Origin of the sequence: Noviherbaspirillum malthae (genome assembly GCF_015352985.1) — a bacterium.
In the GTDB taxonomy this organism is placed as follows: domain Bacteria; phylum Pseudomonadota; class Gammaproteobacteria; order Burkholderiales; family Burkholderiaceae_D; genus Noviherbaspirillum; species Noviherbaspirillum malthae.
Genome location: NZ_JACYXF010000006.1, coordinates 173148 through 197504, shown reverse-complemented (window position 1 = coordinate 197504; position 24357 = coordinate 173148). Strand labels below are relative to the sequence as shown.

Annotated in this window: 25 protein-coding genes; 13 read left to right on the top strand and 12 right to left on the bottom strand. The window is 61.4% G+C overall.

The annotated features are described in order from the left end of the window. Window positions 1-75: 75 nt before the first annotated feature. The 6 genes from IGW03_RS11820 to IGW03_RS37995 form a co-directional block, all read right to left on the bottom strand. Window positions 76-1242 (bottom strand): JmjC domain-containing protein, encoded by a 1167-nt coding sequence (locus tag IGW03_RS11820; protein ID WP_194722753.1) that lies wholly within the window; start codon window positions 1240-1242, stop codon window positions 76-78. A gap of 70 nt (window positions 1243-1312) precedes the next feature. Next, window positions 1313-2077: a ferritin family protein gene (locus IGW03_RS11815; RefSeq protein ID WP_194722752.1), complete on the bottom strand. Its 765-nt coding sequence runs from the start codon at window positions 2075-2077 to the stop codon at window positions 1313-1315. Window positions 2078-2243: 166 nt separating this feature from the next. Then, entirely contained in the window at window positions 2244-2513 is a 270-nt protein-coding gene (locus tag IGW03_RS11810) for an SH2 domain-containing protein (RefSeq protein WP_194722751.1), read from the bottom strand. Between the two features lie 324 nt (window positions 2514-2837). After that, window positions 2838-3947, bottom strand: a complete 1110-nt coding sequence (locus IGW03_RS11805; RefSeq protein WP_194722750.1) for an HAF repeat-containing protein — start codon at window positions 3945-3947, stop codon at window positions 2838-2840. A gap of 263 nt (window positions 3948-4210) precedes the next feature. Then, window positions 4211-4498: a GNAT family N-acetyltransferase gene (locus IGW03_RS11800; protein ID WP_194722749.1), complete on the bottom strand. Its 288-nt coding sequence runs from the start codon at window positions 4496-4498 to the stop codon at window positions 4211-4213. Window positions 4499-4547: 49 nt separating this feature from the next. Further along, the gene (locus IGW03_RS37995; protein WP_267253475.1) at window positions 4548-4961 is read right to left on the bottom strand and encodes a HipA domain-containing protein; all 414 of its coding nucleotides are present in this window, start codon (window positions 4959-4961) and stop codon (window positions 4548-4550) included. Between IGW03_RS37995 and IGW03_RS37990 the strand changes: the two genes are divergently transcribed. After that, window positions 4909-5304, top strand: a complete 396-nt coding sequence (locus IGW03_RS37990; RefSeq protein WP_228535414.1) for a hypothetical protein — start codon at window positions 4909-4911, stop codon at window positions 5302-5304. The two genes, IGW03_RS37995 and IGW03_RS37990, sit on opposite strands and share 53 nt — an antisense overlap. A 113-nt stretch (window positions 5305-5417) precedes the next feature. Here IGW03_RS37990 and IGW03_RS11790 read toward each other — a convergent pair whose 3' ends face one another. The 3 genes from IGW03_RS11790 to IGW03_RS11780 form a co-directional block, all read right to left on the bottom strand. Continuing rightward, window positions 5418-5756 carry a helix-turn-helix domain-containing protein gene (locus tag IGW03_RS11790; RefSeq protein WP_194722748.1) on the bottom strand — a complete coding sequence of 113 codons (339 nt, stop codon included), beginning with the start codon at window positions 5754-5756 and terminating at the stop codon, window positions 5418-5420. Between the two features lie 143 nt (window positions 5757-5899). Next, window positions 5900-7648, bottom strand: a complete 1749-nt coding sequence (locus IGW03_RS11785) for a methyl-accepting chemotaxis protein (protein ID WP_194722747.1) — start codon at window positions 7646-7648, stop codon at window positions 5900-5902. Window positions 7649-7960: 312 nt separating this feature from the next. Then, the gene (locus IGW03_RS11780) at window positions 7961-8932 is read right to left on the bottom strand and encodes an aliphatic sulfonate ABC transporter substrate-binding protein (protein ID WP_194722746.1); all 972 of its coding nucleotides are present in this window, start codon (window positions 8930-8932) and stop codon (window positions 7961-7963) included. Between the two features lie 304 nt (window positions 8933-9236). Between IGW03_RS11780 and IGW03_RS11775 the strand changes: the two genes are divergently transcribed. The 6 genes from IGW03_RS11775 to IGW03_RS11750 all read left to right on the top strand — a co-directional run bounded on the left by IGW03_RS11775 (window position 9237) and on the right by IGW03_RS11750 (window position 15133). Further along, window positions 9237-10475 carry an acyl-CoA dehydrogenase family protein gene (locus tag IGW03_RS11775; protein ID WP_194722745.1) on the top strand — a complete coding sequence of 413 codons (1239 nt, stop codon included), beginning with the start codon at window positions 9237-9239 and terminating at the stop codon, window positions 10473-10475. Between the two features lie 29 nt (window positions 10476-10504). After that, on the top strand, window positions 10505-11332 hold the full coding sequence (locus IGW03_RS11770) for a methionine ABC transporter ATP-binding protein (protein ID WP_194722744.1): 828 nt from the start codon (window positions 10505-10507) through the stop codon (window positions 11330-11332). Continuing rightward, window positions 11325-11987, top strand: coding sequence for a methionine ABC transporter permease (locus tag IGW03_RS11765; RefSeq protein ID WP_194722743.1), 663 nt, complete (start codon window positions 11325-11327; stop codon window positions 11985-11987). The genes IGW03_RS11770 and IGW03_RS11765 overlap by 8 nt, the downstream gene beginning before the upstream one ends. Before the next feature lie 72 nt (window positions 11988-12059). Continuing rightward, complete coding sequence (locus tag IGW03_RS11760) at window positions 12060-12896, top strand: MetQ/NlpA family ABC transporter substrate-binding protein (protein WP_194722742.1); 837 nt, start codon at window positions 12060-12062, stop codon at window positions 12894-12896. Window positions 12897-12928: 32 nt separating this feature from the next. Beyond that, the gene (locus tag IGW03_RS11755; RefSeq protein ID WP_194722796.1) at window positions 12929-14320 is read left to right on the top strand and encodes an LLM class flavin-dependent oxidoreductase; all 1392 of its coding nucleotides are present in this window, start codon (window positions 12929-12931) and stop codon (window positions 14318-14320) included. A 24-nt stretch (window positions 14321-14344) separates the two neighbouring features. Next, window positions 14345-15133: a MetQ/NlpA family ABC transporter substrate-binding protein gene (locus IGW03_RS11750; RefSeq protein ID WP_194722741.1), complete on the top strand. Its 789-nt coding sequence runs from the start codon at window positions 14345-14347 to the stop codon at window positions 15131-15133. Window positions 15134-15196: 63 nt separating this feature from the next. Here the strand turns inward: IGW03_RS11750 and IGW03_RS11745 are convergent, their stop codons facing one another. Beyond that, on the bottom strand, window positions 15197-16354 hold the full coding sequence (locus IGW03_RS11745; protein ID WP_228535372.1) for an acyl-CoA dehydrogenase family protein: 1158 nt from the start codon (window positions 16352-16354) through the stop codon (window positions 15197-15199). A gap of 275 nt (window positions 16355-16629) precedes the next feature. On the opposite strand from IGW03_RS11745, the gene IGW03_RS11740 reads away from it, so the two are divergent. The 5 genes from IGW03_RS11740 (at window position 16630) to IGW03_RS11720 (ending at window position 20608) form a co-directional block, all read left to right on the top strand. Then, the gene (locus IGW03_RS11740) at window positions 16630-17661 is read left to right on the top strand and encodes an aliphatic sulfonate ABC transporter substrate-binding protein (RefSeq protein ID WP_194722739.1); all 1032 of its coding nucleotides are present in this window, start codon (window positions 16630-16632) and stop codon (window positions 17659-17661) included. Window positions 17662-17677: 16 nt separating this feature from the next. Further along, window positions 17678-18685 carry an aliphatic sulfonate ABC transporter substrate-binding protein gene (locus tag IGW03_RS11735; protein WP_228535370.1) on the top strand — a complete coding sequence of 336 codons (1008 nt, stop codon included), beginning with the start codon at window positions 17678-17680 and terminating at the stop codon, window positions 18683-18685. Between the two features lie 54 nt (window positions 18686-18739). After that, window positions 18740-19546, top strand: coding sequence for an ABC transporter permease (locus IGW03_RS11730; protein ID WP_438943637.1), 807 nt, complete (start codon window positions 18740-18742; stop codon window positions 19544-19546). Window positions 19547-19566: 20 nt separating this feature from the next. After that, entirely contained in the window at window positions 19567-20316 is a 750-nt protein-coding gene (locus tag IGW03_RS11725; RefSeq protein ID WP_194722738.1) for an ABC transporter ATP-binding protein, read from the top strand. A gap of 124 nt (window positions 20317-20440) precedes the next feature. Further along, window positions 20441-20608 (top strand): hypothetical protein, encoded by a 168-nt coding sequence (locus IGW03_RS11720; protein ID WP_194722737.1) that lies wholly within the window; start codon window positions 20441-20443, stop codon window positions 20606-20608. 297 nt (window positions 20609-20905) lie between these two features. Here IGW03_RS11720 and IGW03_RS11715 read toward each other — a convergent pair whose 3' ends face one another. Further along, window positions 20906-21802, bottom strand: coding sequence for an alpha/beta fold hydrolase (locus tag IGW03_RS11715; protein WP_194722793.1), 897 nt, complete (start codon window positions 21800-21802; stop codon window positions 20906-20908). Window positions 21803-22035: 233 nt separating this feature from the next. On the opposite strand from IGW03_RS11715, the gene IGW03_RS11710 reads away from it, so the two are divergent. After that, window positions 22036-23130, top strand: coding sequence for an FUSC family protein (locus tag IGW03_RS11710; protein ID WP_194722736.1), 1095 nt, complete (start codon window positions 22036-22038; stop codon window positions 23128-23130). Window positions 23131-23175: 45 nt separating this feature from the next. Here the strand turns inward: IGW03_RS11710 and IGW03_RS11705 are convergent, their stop codons facing one another. Next, on the bottom strand, window positions 23176-24237 hold the full coding sequence (locus IGW03_RS11705; RefSeq protein ID WP_228535366.1) for a phospholipase A: 1062 nt from the start codon (window positions 24235-24237) through the stop codon (window positions 23176-23178). Window positions 24238-24357 lie beyond the last annotated feature (120 nt).

Here is a 24357-nt window from a genome sequence, read left to right as displayed (position 1 = left end):
TCACCCCAGCCCTCTCCCGCCTGCGGGAGAGGGAGCGGAATCAGATCGGATTGCCGGTTCGCATCGCTCCTTCCATCATTCATCGGCGAACACCAACAGGCCATGGTCCATCAGGAATTGCACGAATGCGACTTTCACGGCATCCGATACACTGCATTCCATTTCGCACACCCTGAATTTTCTCTGTTCGCAAACAAACCGTCCCACGTCACGCATGTCTTCCGACAATGGGACTTGTCCCCCGATGAACTTGAGCGTGCAAGTATCGGGCAACAACGATATCAGGCAGATCTGGTCGTCGGCAATCTTCACCTTCGATTCGACAGTGACAGGCTGTCTCTGCCGATCGCCTTGCAGTTGGTCATCGGGCAGCCTGACGGACGCGTGGAGAAGCCGATCCTGAAAATCCGAGTACGCACGTTGAAGGTCTGCAGCGGTAATCTGATTGAAAACCCGCAGGAGACCGATGCCATCCTGATCGTCGTCCTGATCGCTCAGTCTGCGCAATCTGGAAAAAGGCATCGCCCTGCGCAAGTCCGCATTGCCTTCCGCGAGGCGATGGATCAGTTGCCTGAGAAAGGTCGCCTGCCTCACCACCGATACCGACAGGGTCAGGTGCAGGGAGCGGTAGTCTTCGGTGAACGCGTCATGGATATGCCCCCGCGGCATATACAGGACATCACCGGGTCTAAGCGCGAGCTCCGTGAACGCCAGGGCAGCAGGATCAGGACAATCATAGTCCTGATCCTCCATGGGCAGCAGCGGGCCGCCTTCGTAGATGCGCCAGATTTTCACGCCGTCGAGCTGCATTACAAAAACGTCCTGGTCGTCGTAATGCGCGTTCAGTCCCTTGCACCGAGGTCCGGTCAGATAAAGATTGGCGTTGCAGCGAAAGCAGAAAAACTTCTCCACTTCGCGGCAGAAGGCTGCGATGCGACTGCTCTTTTGCTGGTAATTGTTGACCACGACCGTATAGCCGTTGCGGTAGGCATCGGCCACCGCGTCGACCGTCGGCAGCCCATCGGCATAGGGATTGTCCGCCGGGTGCGTGCCGGCCCTGGCCAGGCTGACATCGCCCCATTGCGAAGAATGCCGCCAGATCTGCCGCTCCAGGTCGAGATCGTCCAGCAGGCTGCGGAAGCAGGCAGGATCGTTGCGCTCGACGTGCAGCCAGGCCTTCTCGAAGTATTCGGCAAGGAAGGCGTCAACGCTGTACGGGGCAATCAGCGCCTGCAGGCTCATGGGACACCACGGAAACGATGAATCCGGGCATCAGCATGGATGAATGCATGTGCAATGCTTTTCCAGGTATTCATATCGTCATCTGCTTTTCGCGCTCAAGCTCGATCATCGTGAGATCGTTGAACTCGCGAACGCGCTTCTCGAACATATCCGCCAGCTGATCGGCGCGACCTTCGTTGGCAAGGGCTTCGAAGATTCTAGCCGTATAGTCGATATGCCTGGCTTCGTCTCGAATGAGAGACGCGCAAAACATGCCGATGCGCTTTTCCGACGGCGCCGGCGCATACACCCTGATCACCGACCGAAGCAGGTATTGCAGGACCAGTGCGCGTATCTCCGTCAGGTGAACGCCGACCAGTTCGCTGATGCTATCGTCGGACGACATGCGGCACTCCGGCGCAGCCCGCCTGGCTCCTGGGAGATTGTCCCGGGAATACCGGGGCTGCTGCATGCGGATGCGCTCTTCGGTGCCGGCATCCATGCTCAGGCCCGGGAAGGTCAGGTGAAGCATGCTGACGAACATGGTCGAATGCCTGGATTCATCCATCGCATGCTGCCGCACGGCGTCGATGTATTCATCCTGCTGCATTCTCGTGGAAAAATTCCAGATCTGGGTGGAGCCGTAACCTTCAAGCGCCGAATTGGCGACCAAAGAATTGGCAAACCATTCGGGGTCGCGCGCCAGTTCGAAGTAGCGGCGGCCGAACCAGTTCATCGAGAACGGCGGCGGCGCGGTGCAGAAGCTGTGATCGAGGATTCGCGCGTAACCGGGATATTCGCAAGCGGTAATGTCGCGCAGATTTTCCATTACCAGGCTTGCCAGGTTGTTCATCATGGAACGCTCCTTGTCATGAATGACTGTTCCATCGACGTGCGCAAAACGGAGATCTCACACCGCTGCATCAGCGCGCACTCATAAACCGCGTGAGCCGCGTGAACGGCCCAGTCTTGGCAGCGTGTGTATCGCCGGCCAGGCCGGCGATACGTTTTCCGTTCCTATCTCACGATGCGCTCGAGAACTGGTAATTGCGGATGGTGAAGGCGCCGGGCGCTTTCGCATCGAAACTGTAGTTGCGGATCGTGAAGGCACCGGGCTGATCGGTGCTGAACGAATGGTTCCTGATCATGAAGGCGCCGGGGCGGTCCGGATCGACGTCATGCGTCACCTGCAGCTTGCCGACCGCCTTGCCCATGATGGCCAGATCGGTCTTGTTCAGCTTGAAGGAGATGATTTCGCGCTGCGCGTCCTTGAGCATGTGTTCATTAACCATGATATTTCCTCGTTGATGAAAGATCGTGTCTCAATGCCTGCGGCATACCCGTCCCGAGATGCGCTCGACGACGTCGCCGCATCGAGACGAAGCCCATGCATTGACACCGCATTTCCCGTGCGGCGACAGCAGCTTGCTCCTTGTCCCTTGCCTCTTGTGTCTTGTGTCTTGTGTCTTGTGTCTTGTCTGTGCGGGATGACAGCGACTCGGTAACCAGCCACGATTAATTATTGGTAAACGCGCGCAAATTCATACCTTCCCGAGTTTGATCAAACGCATAAGAAGCTGCATGGTCTTTCATCACTCGCATTGTGAATGCGGTCGCTAGCGGTTTGCTTGCAGCGCAGGCGCAGGCATAGGCCCCGGCGTCAGGACGAAGGCATGGCTGACGCCGTTGATGAATCCGCTGCCTGTTATCTGCCCCTTGTTGTTGATGGCCGACGCCGTGTAGAGGCTCGTCCATCCGCGTGCGGCGACAACGGCCAGATCGTTCAGATCGCGTATCTTCCCGTTCTCCCAGATCACGGCATGCAAGGCGCCGTCGGCGGTTTCGCTGGCGCCTGCTATGGTGCCGGCGTTGTTGATTGCGCCGGCATGCGATGAAGGCCCGCCCAGCGTGCCGAGGTCGTGCATCCTGCCATTGGTGTAAAGGAATGCGTGCGGCGTGCGGTCGGTGATCATCGTCGTGCCGCTGCCGCCGACGATGTCGCCCCTGTCGTTGATGCCGGTTGCGGCGCTGTGTCTTCCGCCCAGGGTGCCCAGGTCTGTGACCGAGCCATCTCTGTTGAAAATCACCGCATGCGCCGATTCCATGCCGGCAGCATAACTCTCGCCGACTACCTGGCCGTTCCGTCCGATGGCCCTGGCAATGCTGTATGTGCCGCCCGGCGATCCCAGCAGCTTCAACTTGCCGCTCGAATAAAGGAATGCCCTGGCGCCGCCCTCTTTCGGCATCGTAACCATGCCGACGATATCGCCGCTGTCATTGATCGCCGTTGCCTCGCTGTTTGATAAAACCAGTCCCGGCAAGGCATGCAGCGAACCGGATTGATAGCAGAACGCATAAACGTCGAGCGGGCTTGCATGGGCGTGTCCGACTGCAGTCTTCCGGTTATTGATGCCGCTTGCCATGCTGTTCGGGCCGCCGAACGTTCCCATGTCCGTCATCTTGCCTTCGCTATAGAGGAAGGCGCGATTGGGAACGAAGGGGCCGGAGTACCAACCGACGACATCACCGCTGTCGTTGAGCGCTGTACCGCTGCTATGGCTTCCGCCGGGAAGATCGGGCAGTTCCACGATGCTCCAGCCGTCAATGAACGCGGTGTCCGGCCTTTGCCTTTCGGCTTCAGCCGGGATCGCAGAACGTGACTGGGATTGGGCTGCGGTTGCAAGAACAAACGGTAAGACAAGTGCCAGCCGGCGGTAACGAAGCATGGACGTCATTCCTCATACGGATTGCCGCACGCTTGCGTTATCTTCGCATTGGCCCGGCGGTCTCGCTGCCCCCCTTGTTCCGCCATCATCGCGTGATCCTGCATGAAATATTTGTGCGGGCTCAAACTGCAGCGGTGCGAATTGCGCGCCGCATTCACGCAACAGTTTTTTGTATCGATGCAGGCAGCCCAGCGTTGAATTCACCCACTACATCGATATCATGTAGTTGTTCAAAAATGCACCGCGAGGAATCGAGACCCCTGTCAGGAATCCGCTACCAGGTCCGCATATTCACTATGCTTGCCGATATAGTCGGCGATGAAGCCGCATGCGGGAATGACGCGCTTTCGTTCCTCGCGAATGCGGTCCAGCGCCTGTTTCGCCAGCGCCGAACCGTAGCCCTTGCCGCCATGCTCCGGTGCGATTTCAGTGTGGATGATCGCGACAGCATCGCCGGCCGGCCTGTACTGCGCGAAGCCGATCAGCTGGCCGTCTGCCATCAGTTCGTAGCGCTGCGCGCCGGAATTGTCCTTGAGTGTGGTGCCGTTCATGTTGCTCTTCTCCTTGGGTTCGGTTCGACATGCATGTTCCAATGCGGTGTCACTTCGATACGCGCAGCAACGAGAGGTTCTGCTGCAGGCGTGCATGCATCATTGCCCGCCACGATGCATCGAGCCGGCTGGCCGCCCGCTCGAATGCGCTTTCAATGCGCAGCAGCAGTGCATCGCAGAAGTGCCCGGCTTCCTCGCGGCTGTCGAATGCGACGCGATGCGCATCCGCCAGCGCTGCCGTCCGGCATATGTCGAAGCGTCCGGCAGACAGCTGCAATGTCAGGCTGCGCGGCGTTTCCGCCGGATTGGGCACGACATCGAAGGCCGGCGACAGGCGCCAGCGCCGCTGCTCCTGACGGTACACGACCGCATGGTTGCGCACATGATCATCGTCGTTTCCGCAGAGGGCATTGAAAATCATTCTGCCGAACAGTTCCCGCCTGTCCTCGGCCGGGGCGGGCATCGACTGCCGGACGCTGCTCGCCAAGAGCAGCCAGTTCCTGCACCAGGGATTCCAGCTAAGGCAGTTTCGGACTTGCAAGCATTGCCACCGACGGCTTGCGCTCCGTGCCTACGGCGAGCGCACCCCAGGGGTCGGCGTTGCTGGCCAACACCAGATAGCGGAACAGGGGCGTCCCGGCCGGCAGATTGTGTTCCCGGCGCAGCAGTGCCTGCCCCCATGCATCCGGGCAGGCATCGCGCAAGACATCATGCAGACCGCCGTAACGTGGCGCAGGGAGTTCGGCATCAGGGCGAAATGGCAGATTGACGGATCGATAGCCCAGGCCAGTCCGGCATCGGCATAGCTTGGGGCCTATCTGAACCGGCCCTGTCCCCGCCATCGGGAGACTCGGACTGGTAGCGCCCTGCCGTGACCCATTCTCCGGTATCGGGGCGCTGAAGATAGACGTACAGCGGCTTAGAAGTAATCGGCGTCATCCCCGGCTCCTCGCTCCTGCCGGGTCGGTTTTACACGGCGCTGCGTCATGTCGGACCAGAGCAGCGGCGGCAGTGGAGGTGTCGCCTCATCGGAAACGCCCAAAACCAGCAGCGCAGTAAGGTAAGCCCCGGCGCCGGCGCCGGAGTCGCCGCGTTCCAGGCGGCGCAATGTGGCTTCGGAGATACCCATGCGCGCGCATAAATCGGCTGCGGTAATGCGCTGGCGCAGACGCTGGGTGCGGATGCAGCGGCCCCAGGTGCTCAGGCGCTCCTGGACCAGCGTCGGCAGCGAATCGGTGTCCAGCAGCTTTTTCGGCATCGGTTATCCCCTCATAGATGATGCATTATGCCCTATAAAGCGTCATCTATGAAGGGAAATTTCACCTGACACTGGCTGCAATGCAAAACGGCCAGCGCAATTTGCGCCGGCCGTTTTGCTATCGGTACCAGAATGATGGGGTGTCAGAACTCTTCCCAGTCATCCTGAGCCGCGGGTCTTGCGGCAATTGCCGGCCTTTGCACAGGCTTGCCGGCCGGTTTTTCCGAAACGGCGCGCGTCACGGCCTTGCGCTGGGCCTGCGGAGCCGGTGCCGAAGCACGCGGCGCGACCGGCCTGCTGACGGGTACCTGCTGCTGTACCTGGTTGTGATCGAGCTTGAACAGGCCGACCGTCTGTGCCAGCTTGGCCGCCTGGTTCTGCAGGGCTTCGGAGGCGGCCGCAGCCTCTTCCACCAGCGCGGCATTCTGCTGGGTCACGCCATCCATCTGGGTGATGGCGGCATTGATCTGCTCGATGCCGGATGTCTGCTCCTGGCTGGCCGAAGTGATTTCACGCATGATGCCGGTGACCCGATGCACGCTCTCCACGATCTCCTGCATGGTCGCACCGGCCTGGTTCACCAGGCGGCTGCCGTTCTCGACTTTTTCGGTGGAATCACCGATCAGCCCCTTGATTTCCTTGGCCGCCTGCGCCGAACGCTGCGCCAGCGTACGGACCTCGGAGGCAACCACGGCAAATCCCCGGCCCTGTTCGCCGGCACGCGCTGCTTCAACGGCAGCGTTGAGCGCCAGGATATTGGTCTGGAAGGCAATGCCGTCGATCACGCTGATGATATCGACGATCTTGCGCGCCGATTCATTGATCTGCTCCATGGTGCCGACCACCTGGTGAATCACTTCGCCGCCCTTGGTAGCGACATCGGATGCCGCCGCCGCCAGCGCATCGGCCTGGCGCGCGTTCTCCGCATTCTGCTTGACGGTCGAGGTCAGTTCCTCCATCGATGACGCGGTTTCCTCGAGCGAGCCGGCCTGCTGCTCGGTGCGCGCCGACAATTCCAGATTGCCCGATGCGATCTGCGCGGACTCGCTGGCAATGGTATCGGCGCTGGCACGCATTTCGCCGACCATCCGCACGATGCTGTCGCGCATGGTCTTGATCGCATGCAGCAGGCTGGACTGGTCGCCCTCCTTGAGCTTGATCGGCACGGTCAGGTCGCCCGCGGCGATCTGCTGGGTGATATCGACCGCATAGGCGGGTTCGCTGCCGAGCTGGCGCAGCACGCTGCGGGAGATCGCAAAACCGACCGCCAGCAGCAGGATGCCGAACACCAGCGTGGCGCCCAGGAATTCGAACGCCTTCACCATCATGGCTTCATTGACGGAATCGACGTACACGCCCGAACCGATCACCCATCCCCAAGGCGCGAAACCTTTTACGTAGGAGACCTTTTCCACCGGTTCGCTGCTGCCCGGCTTCGGCCACATGTACGCGACCATGCCGCCTCCGCTCTGCTGCACCGTCTTGACGAACTCAACAAAGAGACGCTTGCCTGTCGGATCCTTGTTGTCGGACAGATCCTTGCCATCAAGCTCCGGCTTGACCGGATGCATGACCATGCGTGGATGCATGTCGTTGATCCAGAAATACTCGTTGCCGCCATAGCGAAGCCGCTTGATGGCTTCCATGGCGCTCTGCTTGGCCTCCTGCTCGCTGACCTTACCCTTCACCGACAAATCATGATGATGAACCAGAATGCCGTGCGCGGCCTCGACGATCTGCTGCACGGCCATTTGCCTTTCCTTCATCATCGACTGCCTTTCCGCATAGATGAAGACGGCGGTCAGGCAGACCAGGCCGATGAAGGCGCTTGCGACCAGCAAGCCAAGTTTACGGGTAATGCTCGTGGATGATGCTATGCGCTGCGCGGCCATGATTTTCCTTGTCTCTCTTATATCTATGGCTAATCGGCATGGCTGCGCTGCATGAACGTGTAGATTATCATTCCGTCATGCCCTTTCCATGCCGACAGCTGTCTCCCTATTGCCAACAAATAACATTTGCTGACAAACAAGTATATCCATGGCCTGCGGAAAAATGGAAGTCTTTTTCCTCGCAAGATGGCCCCATCGAATACCGAGAGAACAAGGCACAACGCCCGGCAAGACGGGAAAGTCTTGCCGGGCGCTGCGGATTGAGTGGCGAGTCTTTAAGCTTTGATCACTTGGCGAATCGGCTTCGCCGGATCACCGTGCCGGCTTCCAGATCGAAACCGCAGCAGCATTGATCTTCTTCGGCAGCAGGCCTTCCGAGAAGAAGGCATCCGCGATCGCCTGCTGTTCCTTCAGCGAATCCGGCTGCACCACCCTGACCTCGTAGCTGCGGCGGCTGTTCGCAAGTTCGACGGCAGGCGCATCGAGCCCCCACAGCGGCGCAAGGAAGGCGGCTGCTTCCTTGGGATTCTGCTTGACCCATTGGCCAGTCCTGCGCAATTCCTCGTAAAGGATATGGATGACATCCGGATGCGCCTCGGCGAACGGCGTCGACGCCAGGTAGTAACGCTGGTAATCGGCAACGCTGCGTCCGTCGGCAAGCACGCGTACCTGGGACTGGCGCTGCACGCCGGCGAGGAAAGGGTCCCAGGTCACCCAGGCATCCACGCTGCCGCGCTCGAAGGCGGCCCGGCCGTCGGAAGGTGTCAGGTAAGCAGGCGAGATGTCCTTGAACTTCAACCCGGCCTTTTCCAGCAGCGCAATCAGCAGGTAATGGCTGCCCGCCGCCTTGGTGACGGCAACTTTCTTGCCCTTGAGATCGGCCACGCTGCGCAGCGGCGAATCGGCGCGCACCACGATGGCTTGTGCCGACGGCGACGGCGCTTCCTGCGCAACATACGTCAGCTTCGCGCCCGCGGCCTGGGCGAATACCGGCACCGTATCGGCCACGTCCGCGCTCAGGTCCACGCCGCCGACATTGAGCGCCTCGAGCAGCGGCAGGCCGCTCGGAAACTCATGCCAGCTCAGCTTGATGCCGAGCGGCGCAAGCTGCTGTTCCAGTGTCCCGCGCGCCTTCACGATGGTCAGCAGCGTCGAGGATTTCTGGTAGCCGATACGCACGGCATCGGGCGCCTTCTGCGCAAGGACGGGCATCGAGAACGCCAGCGGAACGAGGGCGAGGGAAGATAGCAGTAGACGGCGCGAGCGAGCGATTGTTGATGACATGACGGTTTCGTTCTTATTGGTGGTTGTGGTGATTGGATGTGAGTCGGCGGCCGCAAGTGAAACGGCCGATGCACGGCATTGCATCTATCCATGTGCAACTCAACGGAGAAGCATGCAAGACGACAACGCGATTCTATGCATGCGCCTCAACGAGCAAAACGAAACTTTTCATTTTTGAATATCGGGTTCGCGCATAAGGCATTGCGCAAAAAATCCCGCATAACCTTAACCGTTTTAATTCGTTCAATCCCCAAATCCCCGATGGAATAATTCTTCATCAACTACACAGGACAAGAGTTTCAACATGACGCATCTGCCTCCTCATTTACGGTATCTGCGGCTACAGCCGGCGCCAGGCAGCACCGGCACGGACGCCGCTTCGGAAGCGGCGATCCGGAAAGCCGTTGTCGAGCTTGCTGCAAAATTGCGCGAGACGGCCGTCGAGCGGGACCGCGCCGGGGGCCATGCGGCAGCCGAACGCGAACTGATCCGTTCCAGCGGGCTGCTGCGTCTTTCCGTGCCCATTCGTTTCGGCGGCATCGGCGCCTCCTGGAGGCTGGTGCTGGAAGCCGTGCGCGAATTGGCAAAGGTCGACAGCGCACTTGCCCACATCTTCGGCTTCCACCATTTGCAACTGGCCGGCGTACAGCTTTACGGTAACGACGAACAGCAGGCGGCGCTTCTGACTGACACCGTACGCCGCGATCTCTTTTGGGGCAACGCGCTCAATCCGCTCGACAAGCGCGTCATTGCCACCGACACGCCGAACGGTTTCCGTCTCGACGGCATCAAGAGCTTTGCATCCGGATCGGTCGGCTCCGACGTGCTGACCATTTCGGCATGGCATGAAGCGACGCAGACCGCATTGATTGCCGCACTGCCGACGAACCGGGCAGGTATCGAAGTCCAGGCCGGCTGGGACGCATTCGGACAACGCCAGACCGACAGCGGCAATGTGCGCTTCGACGGTGTGGAATTGCTCCATGCCGAAGTGCTGCAGCCGCCGGGCATTGCGCCGACGCCGCAGGCAACGCTGCGCTCGCAGGTGGCCCAGCTGATCATGGCCAATCTCTACCTGGGCATCGGTCTGGGGGCATTCGAGGAAGCCAGCCGCTATACGCGCGAGCAGGCCCGGCCCTGGTTCGCCTCGGGTCAGACCTCGGCGGAAGACGACCCCTTCATCCAGCATCGCTACGGCAACCTTTGGCTGCTGCTGCGGCCCGCGATCGCCCTTGCCGACCAAGCCGGAGCGGCACTCGAGAGACTGCTGCACAAGGGCAACGCCGTCACCGCACAGGACCGCGGCGAGCTGGCGGTGACGGTGGCGGAAGCGAAATGCCTTGCGCATCACGCGGGCATCGAGACCTCGACGCAGATTTTCGATGTGACCGGCGCCAGGGCGACGTCGGAACGCTACGGTTTCGACCGCTTCTGGCGAAACGTGCGCGTCCACACCCTGCACGACCCGATCGACTACAAGCTGCGCGACATCGGCCGTTATGTGTTAAGCGGCAAGTTGCCCGAACCGACCGCCTACTCCTGATAGAACATCTGAGACCAATTCGAACTGCCATGACGCTCTCCCTGCTCGATGCTGTGCGTCCCGCCGTGATCCGGCTGGACTCGGTCAGCAAATCCTTCACACTCCCTGACGGCAGCCAGTTCCATGCCGTCAGGCCGACATCGCTGCAGGTTCGCAGCGGCGACATCTTCGGCCTGATCGGCAAGAGCGGTGCCGGCAAGTCGACGCTGCTGCGCCTAATCAACCTGCTTGAGCAGCCTGACAGCGGTGCGGTCTGGATCGACGGCCGCGAACTGACATCCCTGGTCAAGACCGCGCTGCGCAAGGCGCGCCAGTCGATCGGCATGATTTTCCAGCAGTTCAACCTGCTGCAGAATGCCTCGGTATTCGAAAACGTCGCTTTCCCGCTGAAAGTGCACGGCGAACTCAGGGGCGCCGCGTTGAAGGACCGTGTCTACCAGTGCCTCGAACTCGTGGGTCTGGAAGCGAAGGCGCAGAGCTATCCGTCGAAACTGTCCGGCGGGCAGAAGCAGCGCGTGGCCATTGCACGCGCGCTCGCAAGCCGGCCTTCGGTCCTGCTGTGCGACGAGCCGACTTCCGCGCTCGATGCGGAGACGACACGCTCGGTGCTGCAGACGCTGCGCGACATCAATGAACGGCTCGGCGTGACGATCGTCATCGTCACCCATGAATTGCCGGTGGTGCATGAATTGTGCAGGCAGGTCGCGGTCATTGAGGACGGGCGGATCGCGGAACAGTTCCAGCTGAGCGACCACGCGTATCTGCCCTCAACCAGCCTTGGTCAGGAACTGCGCCAGTACGGCACCTTCCTCAGCCTGGTCAATGCCGAGCGTCAACGGGAGGTCAAGCATGCCTGAGAATATCGTCAACATCCTGCCCGAGCTATGGACCGCGATCGGCCAGACTTTCCTGATGCTGGGCATCGGTCTTGCGTCGGCCATTTTCATCGGCGGGCCGCTCGGCATCCTGCTGTTCCTGCTGGGACCGAAGCAGTCGCTGGCCAACCGCCCGCTGTTTCTGGCAATGGGCTGGCTGGTCAATACGCTGCGCTCGTTCCCCTTCATCATTCTGCTGGTTGCACTGGTGCCGTTCACGCGCGTGCTAACCGGATCCTCGATCGGTCCGGTCGCTGCGGCGGTACCGCTGTCGGTCGCGGCCATTCCCTACTTTGCACGGCTGGTCGAGCAGACCCTGCGCGAGGTCCCGCACGGGGTGATCGAGGCCGCCCATGCAATCGGCGCAAGCGAATGGCAGATCGTGCTGCGCGTGCTGCTGGTCGAAGCCCGTTCCGGCCTGGTGCTCGCGCTGACGGTGTTGACCATCAGCTTCCTGTCTTACTCGGCGGTCGCCGGCGTGGTCGGCGGCGGCGGCATCGGCGACCTAGCCATCCGCTACGGCTACTACCGCTTCCAGACCGACGTCATGATCTTCACCGTTGCCATCCTGATCGTGCTGGTGCAGCTGATCCAGTTCGCGGGCAACGGCATCGCACGGCACATCGACAAGCGCTGAACGCAATTGAAGCGACAGACTGCAGCAACAGATTGCAGCAACACCATACCGACAACACATAAAGGAAAACACATGTCCATCTCCCGCCGCGCACTCATCGCCACTGCTCTTGCCATCGGCTCGGGCCTTGCTCTTTCGCCCGCTTCCTTTGCGCAGGACAAGAAGGAAATCGTCATCGGCGCCACTGCCGGTCCGTATGCCGACCAGGTCAAGGTCGGCATCAAGCCCATCCTCGAGAAGAAGGGCTATGCCGTCAAGGTGGTCGAATTCAATGACTATGTGCAGCCGAACTTCGCGCTGGCGCAGGGTGCGCTGGATGCCAATGCTTTCCAGCACATCGTCTACCTCACCAAGTTCGCCACCGAGAACAAGCTTGCTCTGAGCGAATTGCTCAAGGTGCCAACCGCGCCGATCGCGATCTACAGCAAGAAGTACAAGAACGTAAACGAGGTCAAGGAAGGTGCGAACGTTGCGCTGCCTAACGATCCGACCAACCAGGCGCGTGCGCTCGTGGTGCTGGAGCAGCTGGGCTGGATCAAGCTGCGTGAAGGCTACGACCCGATCCGCGCATCCGAAAAGGACGTGGCCGTCAACGTGAAGAAAATCAAGCTGATTCCTCTGGAGGCGGCGCAGCTGCCGCGCTCGCTGGACGATACCGACTTTTCCTTCATCAACGGCAATTTCGCACTGGCATCCGGCCTCAAGCTGACGCAGGCCCTCGCGCTGGAAAAGACTTCGCCGACCTATCAGAACCTGGTGGCGATTCGCACCGAGGACAAGGACAAGAAGTGGGTCAAGGATCTCGCCGACGCCTACCGCTCCAAGGAATTTCTTGACGTGACCAACAAGCACTTCGCGGGCTTCGTCAAGACCGACTATCAGCAGTCGCTGGTGGTAGGAGCCAAATGAGTTCCTTGGCGGACCGCGGCAGGGCCGGTGCCTTGCCCAGGTTGATTCGTTTCAATGCCTTCCAGATGAACACCGTGGGGCATCAGTCCCCTGGTCTCTGGACGCATCCGCGCGACACTTCGCATCGCTACACCGATCCGGAGCATTGGGTTGAATTGGCCCGGCTGCTGGAGCGCGGCGGCTTCGACGGCATCTTCCTTGCGGATGTGCTCGGTGTGTACGACGTCTATCAGGCCAGCGCCGATGCGGCGTTGCGGCATGGCATACAGGTACCGCTCAACGATCCCCTGGCGCTAGTGCCGCTGATGGCGCAGGCCACCACGCACCTCGGCTTCGGCGTGACCTGCGCGCTCACCTATGAGCATCCCTATTCCTTCGCCCGCCGCATCTCCACGCTGGACCATCTCACGCGCGGGCGAATCGGCTGGAACATCGTGACCGGCTACCTCGACAGCGCCGCACGCAACCTCGGCATGGACAGGCAGCTCGGGCATGACGAGCGCTACGATGTCGCGGAAGAGTACATGGAAGTGGTCTACAAGCTGTGGGAACACAGCTGGGAAGACGGCGCGGTGCTGCGCGACAAGGAACGCGGGGTCTTCACCGATCCGTCGAAGGTGCATTCGATCGCGCATCACGGCAGGCACTACCGCGTGCCGGGCTTTCATTTGTGCGAACCTTCGCCGCAGCGGACTCCGCTGCTCTACCAGGCCGGCACTTCCGGCCGCGGCAAAGCGTTCGCCGGCCGCCATGCGGAATGCATCTTCGTCAGCGCACCGGCGCGGCACATCGTCGCCCGCTACGTGCAGGAACTGCGTGCCGCTGCGGTCGCCGCAGGACGCACCGCATGCGACGTAAGGATCTATGCGCAGGCGCTGTTGATCACCGCGCCCACGGAAGCGGAAGCCGTCGAGAAGTACGAGGACTACAAGCGCCATATCGACATCGAAGCCGCCCTCGCCCTACTGTCGGGATGGACCGGCGTGGACTTCAGCCGCCATGCGCTCGACGACACCATCGAGTACATGGACACCGAAGCGGGCCGCACGGCACTCGCCTCCTTCAGCGCAGCCGATCCCGACCGCAAATGGACGGTGCGGGAAGCGGCGCAATTCATCGGCCTAGGCGGCCGGGGGCCGGTGATCGTCGGCAATCCGGCGCAGGTCGCGGATCAGCTTGAGGCCTGGCTGGATGAAACCGGTATCGATGGCTTCAACCTGGCTTTCGCGCTGGCGCATGAAAGCATGCGCGACGTGGTCGATCAAGTCGTGCCTGAACTGCAGCGGCGCGGACGTTATCAAAAGGAATATGCAGCCGGCAGCCTGCGCAACAAGCTGTTCGGCAAGGGCGACCGGCTAGATGTCGCGCACCCGGCGCGCGGCATCAGCCTGCGCGGTCAACGAAGCCGCATGAAGCAAGCCTGACACATCATAAAAACAGAAAACACCATGAAACGACAACTTGCCCGCACCCTCATGTCGATCTCCTTGTTTGCGGCCTCGGGCGCATGGGCCGCCGACGAGGCGATCAGGATTGCGGTGACCGCCGGCCCGCATGCGCAGATTGCGGAAGTGGCGAAGAAGGTGGCCGAACGCGACGGACTGCGTTTGCAGATCGTGGAATTCAATGACTATATCCGTCCCAATGCCGCACTCGACGCCGGCGACGTGCATGCCAACAGCTACCAGCATCTTCCCTTCCTGGAAACCCAGATCGAGGCGCGCGGATACAGGATCTCACCGGTGGGCTACACGGTGACATTCCCGATGGGATTCTATTCGCGCAAGTTCAAGTCGCTCTCCGATCTGACGAATGGTGCACGCGTCGGCATACAGAACGATCCGTCCAACAGCGGCCGGGCGCTCGCACTGCTGCAGAAATACGGCCTCATCAAGCTCAAGCCCGGCGCCGGCCTGACGGCAACGCCGATCGATATCGCGGACAATCCGAGGAACCTGCGCATCATTCAGGTGGAAGCGGCGCAGCTGCCCCGCTCTCTCGACGACCTCGATGCGGCCGCCATCAATACCAACTATGCGGTGAGCGCCGGGCTGGTGCCTACGCGCGACAGCATCGCCATTGAAGATGCCCGGGGAAAGTACGCCAATCTGCTCGCCGTGAGAACCGCCGACAAGGACAAGCCCTGGGTGCCGAAGCTGGTGCGGGCATTTCAATCCGAGGAAGTGCGCCGCTTCGTGGATACCCAGTTCAACGGTTCGGCTGTACCGGCGTTCTGAAGTCCCAAATCCTCCATGCCCATGCGATCTTCACTGATCGCATGGGCCGCCGGAGCCGCCGATTCAGTTGTACAGCGTCGGCGAAGGCGTCTCGCCAAGCAATGCCCATTTGCCAAGCACCTGCAGCTTGTAGTCCAGCGGGTCATGCAGCGTGTGGGTGCGCACATTGCGCCAGAAGCGGTCGAAGCCAAGCGCGGCCTTCGCGCCGCGGGCGCCGACAACCTCGAACAATTCCTGACTTGCATACAGGCCGGCGCGATGCGCCAGCACCTTGGCCTCGGCAATGGCCACCGCCACCTCGCCGCGGGTTTGCGCATCCAGTTCGGGGCCGCGCACATAGGCCTTTTCCAGCAGGTCGCCGGCCCGGTCTGCCAGGGCGGTGGCCGCGGCAACCTGCACATGCATTTCCGCAAATCGCTGGACGACAAGCGGATCGTCGGCAACCGAAGCTGCGCCGGCATGCACCCAGGGCCTCGCCTGGCTGAGTGCGTAGCGGCGCGCTTCGTCCAGCGCCCCGCTTGCGATGCCGACATAAAGATTGACCAGCACCAGCTGGGCGAAGCAGGTACGCAAGGTATGGAATGCAGTCTGCTCGGCATAGTGCGCGCGCAGGATGCTGTCCTCGGGCAGCGGCACATCGGTGAATTCAACGCTATTGCTGTCGGTCTGCCGCTGGCCGATGGGATCCCAGTCGTCCAGTATGCGGATGCCGTCCTGCACCGTCGGCACCACACCGAGCATTACCTTTCCGCTGTCCTGATGCAGTGCCGACAGCGTCATGAAGTAGGAACCCGTCGTGCCGGAGCAAAAGCCCTTCGCGCCGTTCAGCCGGAAACCGCCTGCGCCTTCACTCGCCACCAGCCGGGTGTCGAGCGGATTCATCGCATTGCCCCACCAGTAGCCATGGCGCACGGTATCACCGAGCCAGCGCCGCTTCTGCGCCGGATTGCCATAGATAAGCACGGTGGCGATTTGCAGATGATGAAAGGCAAGCACATGGCCCAGCGCGCTGTCGACGCCTGCGACGCGCCGCACGATGCGATAGATCTGCGGCCACGGCAGCTCTTCCCCGCCGAACTCGCGGGGTATCGAAAGGTTGAGCAGGCCGTGTTCGCGCAGCAATGCCTTCTCGCGGGCTGCATGTCCGCCGGCATGGTCACGCTCGACAGCGCTTTCGCGCAGGGACTCGAGCAATGGCTTCAAATGATCTTGATCGTTCATGATGTGACTCCGAAATTCTTTTCTGCGCGCCATGAGGCCATGGCAAGGCATTTCAATGCCGCGCCGAACGAGAATGGAAAACGGGCAATGCTACAAACCGCCTCCGTTCCATCCAACGAAGATTTTCACCCTTGCTAATGCGCTTTTCGCGCAAGCGGGCCCCGTCTTATTTTTATACGAAAACCGGCTATGGAAGCGCGAAACAATTCGTTTCTTCGTCAACCTCCTGTCTTTAAGCTTGATCTCTTCATAACAACGATAACTCATGCCACGCCATGGACCGTAGAACCTTCCTCAAGACCGCCAGCCTGCTGCCAGCCACGGGTGCCCTTGGCGCCGCATTTTTCCATGCTGGCGCCCATGCCGCTTCGCCTGCGGAAGTGCGGCTGGATTATGCCTACTATTCTCCGACCAGCCTGGTGCTCAAGCGCTTCGGATGGCTCGAGGAAGACCTGAAGAAAGACAATACCGGCGTCAAATGGGTGCTCAGCCAGGGCAGCAACCGGGCGCTTGAATATCTCAATGGCGGCAGCCTCGACATCGGCTCGACCGCCGGCCTTGCTGCCGTGCTGGCGCGCGCCAACGGCAATCCGATCAGGACGCCTTACATCTATTCCCGCCCGGAATGGACGGCGCTGGTGGTCGCGAAGAATTCGCCCATCACCGGTGTTGCGCAGCTCAAGGGCAAGAAGGTGGCCGCCACCAAGGGCACCGATCCCTATCTCTTCCTGCTGTGCGCGTTGCGCGGCGCCGGCCTGACCAAGTCCGACGTCGAGATCGTGCATCTGCAGCATCCGGACGGGCGCGTCGCGCTGGAAACGGGGAAGGTCGACGCCTGGGCGGGACTCGATCCGCACATGGCGGCAAGCGAACTCGAAGCCGGTTCGCGCCTCATCTATCGCAACGTCAACTTCAACACCTACGGCTTCCTCAATGTGCGCGAGGAATTCCTGGCACGCCATCAGGAGACCGTACAGCGGGTGATCGCGGCTTACGAACGCGCACGCCAATGGACGGTGGCCAATCCGGCGGAAGCGGCGAAGATCCTGGCGGAAGAAGCCAAGGTGCCGCTCCAGGTGGCGCTGCTGCAAGTGAAGCTTCGCACCGATTTCTCGAATCCCCGCCCGTCGGAACAGCACATCGCCGCACTCAGGGAAGCGGCCCCCATCCTGCAGACGGAGGCGCTGGTTCGCCCCGGCACCGATGTCCATCGCGTGATTGCAGAACTCATCGATACGAAGACGGCCGCGCCGGTCTTCGCGAAGGCCGGAACCGCTGGCAGCACGCTCGTTGCCGGCGCCAAATAAGAACAGCAGGAAAGAAATGAAAAACATGTTCATCGCCACCATCAAGCACGTCATGGCTGCGGCGGCTGCCGCTGCCATGACGTTCGCCGCAGTCGCCGCCGCACCCGCCCATGCCGCCGCGCCGAAGGAAATCCGTCTCGACTACGCCTACTATTCTCCCCTGAGCCTCATCATACGCAAGCATCAATGGCTGGAAGACGAGTTCGGCAAGGAAGGCGTGCAGATCAAGTGGGTGCTCAGCCTCGGCAGCAACAGGGCGCTGGAATACCTGAACAGCGGCAGCAGCGACTTCGGCTCCACCTCGGGCATCTCGGCGCTGGTCAGCCGCGCCAACGGCTATCCGGTAAAGACGGTCTACATCTTCAACACCCAGGAAGCCTCTGCCCTGCTGGTGCCGAAGGATTCTCCGGTCAAGAACATCGCCGACCTGAAAGGCAAGAAGGTTGCGGCGACCAAGGGAACCGATCCCTTCTTCTTCCTGCTGCGGACGCTGCACGCCAGCGGCTTGCGCAAGAACGACGTGGAAGTCGTGCATCTCCAGCATCCCGATGGACGCATTGCGTTGGAGCAGGGCCGGGTCCACGCCTGGGCGGGTCTCGATCCGCACATGGCGGCAAGCGAACTGGAAGCGGGCAGCCGCGTGCTGTACCGAAATCCGGCATTCAGCAGCTACGGCTTCCTGAATACCACGGACGATTTCATCGCCAGGTATCCGGAGCATCTCAAGCGCGTGCTCAAGGTCTATGAACGCGCCCGCCGCTGGGCAATCGCCAACCCGGAGGACACGGCGCGCATCGTCGCGGACGAATCCAAGCTGTCGGTGCCGGTCATCAGGCAGCAGCTCACGCGCGCCGATTTCAGCAAGCCGGTGCCCGAGAAATTCCATCTCGACTCGCTTTACGCAACCGTACCCATCCTGCTGGATGAAGAGATCGTCAAGAAAGGCACCGACCTGCGCAAGTTCATCGGCGAACTGGTCGACGACCGTTTTGCGAAGGCCGTGGTGCAGGCCGGCAACCAGTAGCTTCATCCATCGAGTACAGGTGACCATGTGACTACCGCGGTTGAAAACAGGCAAGTGCAAAACGTACTTACACCCCTTACCCGCTCGGCAAAGCGGCCGTCGATATCGATATCCTTCTGGGGCTGCATTGTGCCGCTGCTCGCCGTCGTGCTGATGGAGAGCGTGGTGCGGCTGGATATCGTGCCGGCGCGCCTGCTGCCGGCGCCGACCGATATCCTGCTCACGCTCAAGGAACTCGCCGAGCGCGACTTGCTGCAGCATATCGGCGCCAGTACCGTGCGCGTGCTCGCCGGTTTCGCCATCGGCGCCTCGCTGGCCATTGCCGTCGGCGCGCTGGTCGGCCTGCACCGGCGCGCCGAGGCGCTTCTCGATCCCAGCTTCCAGGCGCTGCGCGCGATTCCCGGCCTGGCCTGGGTGCCGCTTCTGCTGCTGTGGATGGGCATCGACGAATTGCCGAAAGTGACGATGATCGCCATCGGCGCCTTCTTCCCGGTCTATCTCGCCGTGCATGCCGGCATTCGCGATGTCGACCGCAAGCTGGTCGAGGTTGGCGAAATGTACGGCTTGAGCGGCGTGGAGCTGGTGCGGCGCATATTCCTGCCGGCCGCGCTGCCCAGCCTGTTTACCGGCCTGCGTACCGGCCTCTCCCTTGCCTGGATGTTCCTGGTGGCCGCCGAGCTGATCGCCGCGACCAGAGGGCTGGGCTACCTGCTGACCGACGGCCGCGAGACCAGCCGTCCGGATATCGTGATCGCAGCCATCATCCTGCTCGCCCTGCTGGGCAAGATATCCGACTCGGGCCTGAAACTGCTGGAGCAGCGCAGCCTCGCATGGCGCGATTCCTTCGGCGCCCGCGAATGACACATGACGGGAAAGACAAGATGAGCGGATTGAGCGAATTGTTGAAGGTGCAAGTCACCGCAAAGCGCTTCGGCGACAGGACGGTGCTGAGCAATGTGGAATTCGGCGTGGCCGCAGGCCAGGTGGCGGCGCTGGTCGGCCCGAGCGGCTGCGGCAAGAGCACGCTGCTGCGCATCATCGCCGGGCTGGAACAGGCCTATGAAGGCGAAGTCGTTCTGGACGGCAGGCGGCTTGCCGGCCTGTCACGCGATATCGGCTTCATCTTCCAGGAACCGCGCCTGTTCCCCTGGCTGAGCGTCGCGCAGAACGTCGCCTTCGGCAGCCAGCGCGACGACGCCGACCTCGCACAGGCTGCGGCGCTGCTGGCCGAGGTCGGCCTGGGCGGATATGAAGAAGCGCTGCCCAAGCAACTGTCGGGCGGCCAGGCGCAGCGGGTGGCCATTGCGCGCGGGCTGTTCACCCGTCCGCGGCTGTTGCTGCTGGACGAACCGTTCTCGGCGGTGGACGCCTTTACCCGGATGCGGCTGCAGGAACTGCTGCTCGGCATCGCCGCGCAGCATGGCATCACCGTGCTGCTGGTGACGCATGACGTGGACGAGGCGGCCTACCTGAGCAATCGCGTCCTCGTGCTGGGCAACGGCCGCATCGTCGACGATATCCTGACCGACCCTGCCGTCCCTCCGCCGCGCCAGCGCGACCGCCGCTCACCGTCCCTGCAGCAGGCGCGCAATGCCATTCTCGAATCGCTGGAAGGCCTGCATGTCATTTGAGCACCTTGTCGTGCTCGAACGGTATTGATTGCATTGCAATACCTTCTGCAAATTCCCATATATATGGCATGTTGACCCTGTCCGTTCCAAGGTTTAATTGCACCTAGTCAACTAAAGGCCGGGTATGGAACGCAGGGAAAAGATGCTTACGCAAGGCATGGGGGTGGTGTTGCTCGTTCTCTCCGCTCTGGCAGCGGCTCTGGACTCGCCGCTCTCGGCATTGATGGCAGGAATGGTCGGCGTGATGTGCCTGTTCTGGAGCTTCCTGGAGCGCTGGCTCGACCGTGATTGACAGCTCCGGCCTGGCCTGACGGCACTTGCTCAGCATGCGGCTGCAAGCAGTCAAGTCATGATGCCGTCAAATGCCTCAGACATCGTCATGCAGGTCTTCTCCAAATGTTCATCGCATGGATTCCACCGCACTCCTTGAAGAAGACTGCGGAGTTTCCATGTCTGCTGCATGCCTTGAATACAAAGCATGCACCAGTGAATCCATGCGACGGTGATCACCGAACCCGCTCAGGCTCTTGCGTCCATCTCTTTAGGCCCCATTGCAGGCGAGGGCTATCACCCAGCCATGCCGGCATGCTCATTCGCCGCTCAGGAACGGCAGCGCTTTTGCCAGCAATGCAGCCGGCGCTTCCTCGGGAATATAGTGGCCGCAGGGCAGCGCCTCGCCGCTGACATGATTAGCCAGCCTGCGCCATTCCTCGAGCGGCTCGAAGCAGCGATGCACCACTCCGTGTTCGCCCCACAGGACCATCAGCGGCATCTTCAGGCGATGGCCTGCATCCCGGTCGGCACGGTCATGTTCAAGATCGATCGAGGCCGCGGCACGGTAATCTTCGCAGATGCCGTGCGCCGTTCCGGGAAGCGCGAGGCAGCGCTTGTATTCATCCAGGGCGCGCGGATCGAAAGGCGCCAGGCCGGCGCTGCGGCGGCCCATCACGTCATGCACATAGGCGGCGGGGTCCGCTTCGATCAGCCGCTCCGGCAGTGGCGCCGGCTGGATCAGGAAGAACCAGTGCCAGTAGGCGCGTGCGAAGGCGTCGCTGGTCTGCTCGTACATTGCCAGCGTGGGTGCGATGTCAAGCAGCACCGCACGCTCGACGGCTTCGGGATGATCCGCCGCAAGCCGGTGCGCGACCCGCGCGCCGCGGTCATGGGCCATCACGCTGAAACGCTCGAAACCGAGCTGCTTCATGACTTGCAGCATGTCGCCGGCCATGACTCGCTTGCTGTAATTGAGATGATCATCAGTTCCGGCGGGCTTGGAAGAGTCACCGTAGCCGCGCAGGTCGCAGGCAACGACGGTGAAGCGCTCGCAGAGAGCCGGCGCCACCTTGTGCCAGATGGCATGTGTTTGAGGATGCCCATGCAGGAGAAGCAGCGGCGGGCCATTGCCGCCGACCACGGCACGAATGCCGATGTGCTTGTCAACGTCGAGCGTTAGCGTGCGAAAGCCGGTGAAAAGCGGTTCATTCATCATCAGTCATCCGTATGGCCATGTGAGTTGGGACTGCTTGCTGCAGGGCGCCTGCATCCTTGGCGGGTGAACGTATCAGAAACAAGCAGAGTTTATTATCAAACTCAAGGTTGATAAATTACCGGGACAGGAATTCAGTATTTCCCTAAAGTCATGAATGATTTCCTTGCCAAACGCCAGGGTCTCTGAACCTGAACAGGATGGAAGCTTGCAGCCATAAGGAAGGACTTTGAATGGCCCGTGTAGGCCTCTGGAACAAACTGACAGTGCTGCTGAGGACCGAACTGCAGCACCTGACTGCCGTCAACCCCAGCGACCGCGTCTGGCAGATGCCGTTCGCCGCCGCACTTGCCACGGGCTTGCCGCTGCTGATCGGCGCCTATTTCGGCCGCCTGGATTACGGTCTCGTTTCATCTATCGGCGGCCTCGTATTTCTTCATCTGCCTGATACTCCTCTGTATCACCGCATGGTCTGCGTGATGGCCTGCGCATTCGGAATGGCCGCCTGCTATGCGTTCGGCATCATGAGCCAGCTCTTTCCGCCTGCCATGGTGCCGGTACTGATGTTCACCTCTATCCTGGTGACGATGATCTGCCGCTTCTATGCGCTGGGTCCGCCGGGCAGCCTGTTCTTCATCATGGCGGCGTCGATCGGTGCCTTTTCGCCGGTGCCGTTCGCAGCGCTTCCGCTGATGGTGGGGCTCATGACCATGGGCAGCCTGCTGGCCTGCCTGATTGCATTCTTCTACAGCTTCTTCATATTGCGTCGACGGGAGCCGAAGCCGGTCGCGCCTCTGCCTGCGCCAAGCTTCGATTTCGTGGTATTCGACTCGATCGTGATCGGCGTGTTTGTCGGTGTCTCGCTGGCGCTGGCACAGGCCCTGCAGTTGCAGAAAGCCTACTGGGTACCGGTAAGCTGCCTCGCAGTGATACAGGGAGCCTCGCTGCGGGCGATATGGAACCGGCAACTGCATCGCGTGATCGGAACCAGCGGCGGCCTGCTGCTGGCCTGGGCGCTGCTGCTGCTTCCGCTGGACAAATGGAGCATTTCCCTGACGATGATGGCGCTCACCTTCATGATCGAACTGATGGTGGTGCGGCACTATGCATTCGCCGTCGTCTTCATCACGCCGCTGACCATACTTCTGGCGGAAGCCGCGACACTGGGGCACGGGTCCGCGGCCCCGCTGGTTGCGGCGCGGTTTCTGGATACGCTCTTGGGCTGCCTGGTCGGCCTTGTCGGAGGCATCTGCATACATACCCCGCGCTTTCGCGAAGCGGTGGGACGCCAGCTCATGCGTTTCATACCGCCGCGCTTCCGGCCCTGAGGGCTTCCATCTGCGGCAGCGACCCGCGTATCCGACCGCGCATTCTCAGTAGGTGACGAGCACGCCCAATCCGAACACGCGCTGATAGGCGTTGTAATCGATGAGGGAATGTCCATAGCCGGTGAAATACTGCAGGTAGCCCTTCAGGCGCGGAGCCAGCGGAAAAGCCCAGCCGACTTGCAGGGCTCCCTTGTCGGTACTGAAGTTGTAGCGGCTCAGTACCGATACTTCGTGGCCGTTGCTGCGCCAGGTGCCGACGAGATCGCCCCGGCCCATGTAATTGACGATGTCGGGATTGTCGTCTTCGGCAGCGCTCTCGTTGACGCGTTTCCATACGCGCGCCAGCAGGCTGAAGTTGCCGCGCTCGAATCCGGCCTGCAGGTAGCTGCGATTCCAGCTGCGCGAAAGCAGCGAGCCTTGCCCGTTCGATTCATGCACGAAGCCGGCATTGAGAAAGCGCAGCTTGAGGCCAAGCAGGTCGACATCGAGCGGCAGCACCGCCATGACTTCCGGCTGGTAATTGGTCTCCCGGAACGGACTCGATGCTTCGCGGTTCTCGGCCTGCCAGTAGCTGATCTGGGTATAGCCGAACCAGAGGTCGAAAGGCAGTGCGCCCGGATTCTCCAGCATCTTGAGCTTGAAGCCGAGCTGGAATTTGAGTTCGGCATTGGACAGGCCGCCGGCCGCGCCGGCAGCACGAAACGGCCGGTACGGACGCGTATTGGGCGAGTCGTTGTAGGTGGCGACCAGATAGTTTTCCCGGTGCGGCCGGAAATGGAAAGGGCCGCGCTTGTCGGCGGGATCGAGCTCCCAGTAGCGCGACAGATATGACGCGTCGGCGCTGCCGGAAGCGCTTGCCGGAGCGTTTGCCGCCAGCTGCTCCGGTTCGGGCTGAGGCGATGCCGCCGCGGCGGCACGCTCCTGTTCCGGAACCGGCGCGCCGCGCGCAATGCGGTCGTAGCAGGAGAGACGCTCCCGGTCATCGGCAAGTGCGGCGCAGGCTTCGAGGCGGGTCGGCACATCCTGCGCCATGGCTCGGCTCATCGCCAGCAGCGAAATCAGAGCGGTGGATGCCGCAATGGAGATCCTTGTGTTCGGTATTTTCATGTGTGGAAAGATGCCTGCCGGGATCGCACCTTTGTTTCCACATCTTCCGTGCGAAGCGGATCAGCTGAAATCTGGCAAGAGCCACACGGAACGACCCGTTTGAAACGGGCCGGTTCCGTC

Bases quoted from the DNA above. Each gene is read 5' to 3' on its own strand.
- IGW03_RS11780 (WP_194722746.1), bottom strand. From the start codon at position 8,932: ATGTCATCAACAATCGCTCGCTCGCGCCGTCTACTGCTATCTTCCCTC.
- IGW03_RS11725 (WP_194722738.1), top strand. From the start codon at position 19,567: ATGAGCGGATTGAGCGAATTGTTGAAGGTGCAAGTCACCGCAAAGCGC.
- IGW03_RS11720 (WP_194722737.1), top strand. From the start codon at position 20,441: ATGGAACGCAGGGAAAAGATGCTTACGCAAGGCATGGGGGTGGTGTTG.
- IGW03_RS11810 (WP_194722751.1), bottom strand. From the start codon at position 2,513: ATGGTTAATGAACACATGCTCAAGGACGCGCAGCGCGAAATCATCTCC.
- IGW03_RS11820 (WP_194722753.1), bottom strand. From the start codon at position 1,242: ATGAGCCTGCAGGCGCTGATTGCCCCGTACAGCGTTGACGCCTTCCTT.
- IGW03_RS11805 (WP_194722750.1), bottom strand. From the start codon at position 3,947: ATGCTTCGTTACCGCCGGCTGGCACTTGTCTTACCGTTTGTTCTTGCA.
- IGW03_RS11735 (WP_228535370.1), top strand. From the start codon at position 17,678: ATGAAAAACATGTTCATCGCCACCATCAAGCACGTCATGGCTGCGGCG.
- IGW03_RS11790 (WP_194722748.1), bottom strand. From the start codon at position 5,756: ATGCCGAAAAAGCTGCTGGACACCGATTCGCTGCCGACGCTGGTCCAG.
- IGW03_RS37995 (WP_267253475.1), bottom strand. From the start codon at position 4,961: ATGCCCGCCCCGGCCGAGGACAGGCGGGAACTGTTCGGCAGAATGATT.
- IGW03_RS11710 (WP_194722736.1), top strand. From the start codon at position 22,036: ATGGCCCGTGTAGGCCTCTGGAACAAACTGACAGTGCTGCTGAGGACC.
- IGW03_RS11765 (WP_194722743.1), top strand. From the start codon at position 11,325: ATGCCTGAGAATATCGTCAACATCCTGCCCGAGCTATGGACCGCGATC.
- IGW03_RS11760 (WP_194722742.1), top strand. From the start codon at position 12,060: ATGTCCATCTCCCGCCGCGCACTCATCGCCACTGCTCTTGCCATCGGC.
- IGW03_RS11705 (WP_228535366.1), bottom strand. From the start codon at position 24,237: ATGAAAATACCGAACACAAGGATCTCCATTGCGGCATCCACCGCTCTG.
- IGW03_RS11800 (WP_194722749.1), bottom strand. From the start codon at position 4,498: ATGAACGGCACCACACTCAAGGACAATTCCGGCGCGCAGCGCTACGAA.
- IGW03_RS11770 (WP_194722744.1), top strand. From the start codon at position 10,505: ATGACGCTCTCCCTGCTCGATGCTGTGCGTCCCGCCGTGATCCGGCTG.
- IGW03_RS11745 (WP_228535372.1), bottom strand. From the start codon at position 16,354: ATGAACGATCAAGATCATTTGAAGCCATTGCTCGAGTCCCTGCGCGAA.
- IGW03_RS11785 (WP_194722747.1), bottom strand. From the start codon at position 7,648: ATGGCCGCGCAGCGCATAGCATCATCCACGAGCATTACCCGTAAACTT.
- IGW03_RS11750 (WP_194722741.1), top strand. From the start codon at position 14,345: ATGAAACGACAACTTGCCCGCACCCTCATGTCGATCTCCTTGTTTGCG.
- IGW03_RS11815 (WP_194722752.1), bottom strand. From the start codon at position 2,077: ATGATGAACAACCTGGCAAGCCTGGTAATGGAAAATCTGCGCGACATT.
- IGW03_RS11715 (WP_194722793.1), bottom strand. From the start codon at position 21,802: ATGAATGAACCGCTTTTCACCGGCTTTCGCACGCTAACGCTCGACGTT.
- IGW03_RS11740 (WP_194722739.1), top strand. From the start codon at position 16,630: ATGGACCGTAGAACCTTCCTCAAGACCGCCAGCCTGCTGCCAGCCACG.
- IGW03_RS11775 (WP_194722745.1), top strand. From the start codon at position 9,237: ATGACGCATCTGCCTCCTCATTTACGGTATCTGCGGCTACAGCCGGCG.